The 2429-nt window shown below is 44.6% G+C and carries 1 protein-coding gene; it reads left to right on the forward strand.

All coding sequences use genetic code 11. The annotated features are described in order from the left end of the window. Positions 1-636: 636 nt before the first annotated feature. Positions 637-2292, forward strand: coding sequence for a group II intron reverse transcriptase/maturase (gene ltrA, locus BSCG_RS00155; protein WP_004316241.1), 1656 nt, complete (start codon positions 637-639; stop codon positions 2290-2292). Positions 2293-2429 lie beyond the last annotated feature (137 nt).

Here is a 2429-nt window from a genome sequence, read left to right on the forward strand (position 1 = left end):
GTGCGACGTGAAGTTGCGTAAGTGATTGTGTAACATCAAGATTACACCTCCAGTTCCGTCTGGAGTAGCCTACGGACACGTGCATTGGGAGTAATCCTTTTGTACGGAGCTGTCCCGACAAGGTAGCCTTTCCAAAAGGAGAAGATTGAACCGTGAGGGGAAATCAACGGCTGATAACACCATTCAGCACGAGGAGCTTGGCTTAGCGGTATGGTCAACGAAAGTGAACTGTCCGATAAACATCGTAAGGTATAACGAGCCAAAGGCTGTTGACAGGCTCGGACCAAAAGGTAAGCAGTCGGCTGTCCTCTTGAACTTTGGGGGCACACGGACATTAGCACTGCCGGTGGAATAGACAGGACCTAACCCGCTTATTTATCACTTATGTAAAACACGGTAAGCCCGTATCTCTCCAGTTCATCAGAGCTGGTAAGCAAGCCGCAAGGCAAGCCTACATGGGGTGTGGGTATAGGATAGCGGAAAAAGCGAATGCCTCCCTGTAATGGGGAGGATACGGATTGAGCCAATATCACGGGTTGGTAAAGGTAACATCATCCGACACGAAAGTGGGCAGACTTCCGCCTATGGTGACACTTTACAAGATAGTTTACAGAACTTTTAAAGAAAGGAAAGCAAATGAACGCAAAGAAATTGGCGTGTGCGCCCGAAGACATAGACATTCACGAACTCTGGTCGAAAATCGACTGGGACAAATGTGAGCGTTTTGTCCAAAAGCTGCAAGCACGTATTGTAAAGGCTCAAAGGGAAGGCAGAAATAACAAGGTGAAAGCCCTGCAATGGATGCTTACCCACTCGTTCTACGCCAAAGCATTGGCGGTAAAACGAGTTACGACTAACAAAGGAAAATCTACTTCCGGCGTTGACAAGATTACATGGTCTTCTCCATTGGCGAAAGCCAAAGCCATATTCACTCTGAAAAGACATGGCTACAAGCCACAACCTTTAAAACGTGTAAATATCAAAAAGAAGAACGGGAAATTACGCCCACTCGGAATACCAACGATGAAAGACCGTGCGATGCAGGCATTGTACCTAATGGCACTTGACCCGATAGCGGAAACCACTGGCGACAGCCATTCCTACGGATTCCGCAGACATCGCTGTACACATGATGCCATCGAGCAATGCTACATCGTTCTTTCTCGTTCGGTCGCTCCCGAATGGATTCTTGAGGGGGACATCAAAGGATGCTTCGACCATATCAGCCATGCGTGGTTAATCAACAATATCCCTATGGATAAGGAGATACTACGCAAATGGCTCGAATGCGGATATGTGTTCAATGGAGAACTCTTTCCTACGGAAGAGGGAACCCCACAAGGTGGCATAATATCCCCAACTCTTGCAAACATGGCACTTGACGGACTGCAAGATTTGTTGGAAAAGAGTGTCAAGAAATATCAGGTGAACTACAAAAAGATAGTTCCTAAGATACATCTTGTACGATATGCAGATGATTTCATTGTAACGGCAAAGGATAAGGAAACGATAGAACAGGTTATACTTCCATTAGTACGTAAGTTCCTTGCGGAAAGAGGTCTGACACTATCAGAAGAAAAGACAAAAATCACACATATAAATGAGGGATTTGACTTTCTCGGTTTCAATATCCGAAAGTTCCGCAATAATACGCTGCTGACAACTCCATCCAAAGATGCGCAAAAGAGGTTTTGCGAAAAAATCCGCAAGACGATAGAAGCCAACAAGTGTGTAAAACAGAAGTCACTTATTATGATGCTGAATCCAATCATAAAAGGTTGGGGTAATTATTATAAATATGGTACTTCTGCGAATGTATTCCACCGAATGGATTGGGAAATCTTCAAGAAAATATGGCAATGGGCAAGACGCAGACATCCGCAGAAATGTAAAGGATGGGTAAAGGATAAGTATTTCAGAACACTAAATGGGCACTCGTGGAGATTTGCGGCAGATATGGGCAAGAAAGATAAGATTGATTATCTCGAACTGACCTATCTACCAACCATCCACCATGAGAAATTCGTCAAGGTTCGGCATTATGCCAATCCGTATGACCCATCAGATAAATCGTACTACGAATGGAGAGAAACCTACCGAATGAAGCAAACGCTGAAAGGCAGGCAATCTCTAATAAACATTTGGAAACGACAGAATAAAGTATGTCCTGTATGTGGAGAGCGTATTGACAGGGAAAGACCTTGGAGTATCACTGAACAAATAGTCAGTGGACGAAAGGTAAGAACTCTTGTACATACCAGTTGTAAACGTAAAATGCAAAGTAGATTATGAATATGAAAGTCGAAAATGAGATGGCTCTACCGATAACAAAGTCGGTAACGGTCATGTTGCTTGAGCCGTATGCGGGGAAACTCGCACGTACGGTTCTTAGAGGGGAAAGCTCCCGTAAGGGGGCTGACCTACTCGAC

The sequence above is a fragment of the Bacteroides sp. 2_2_4 genome (assembly GCF_000157055.1).
Lineage (GTDB): Bacteria > Bacteroidota > Bacteroidia > Bacteroidales > Bacteroidaceae > Bacteroides > Bacteroides ovatus.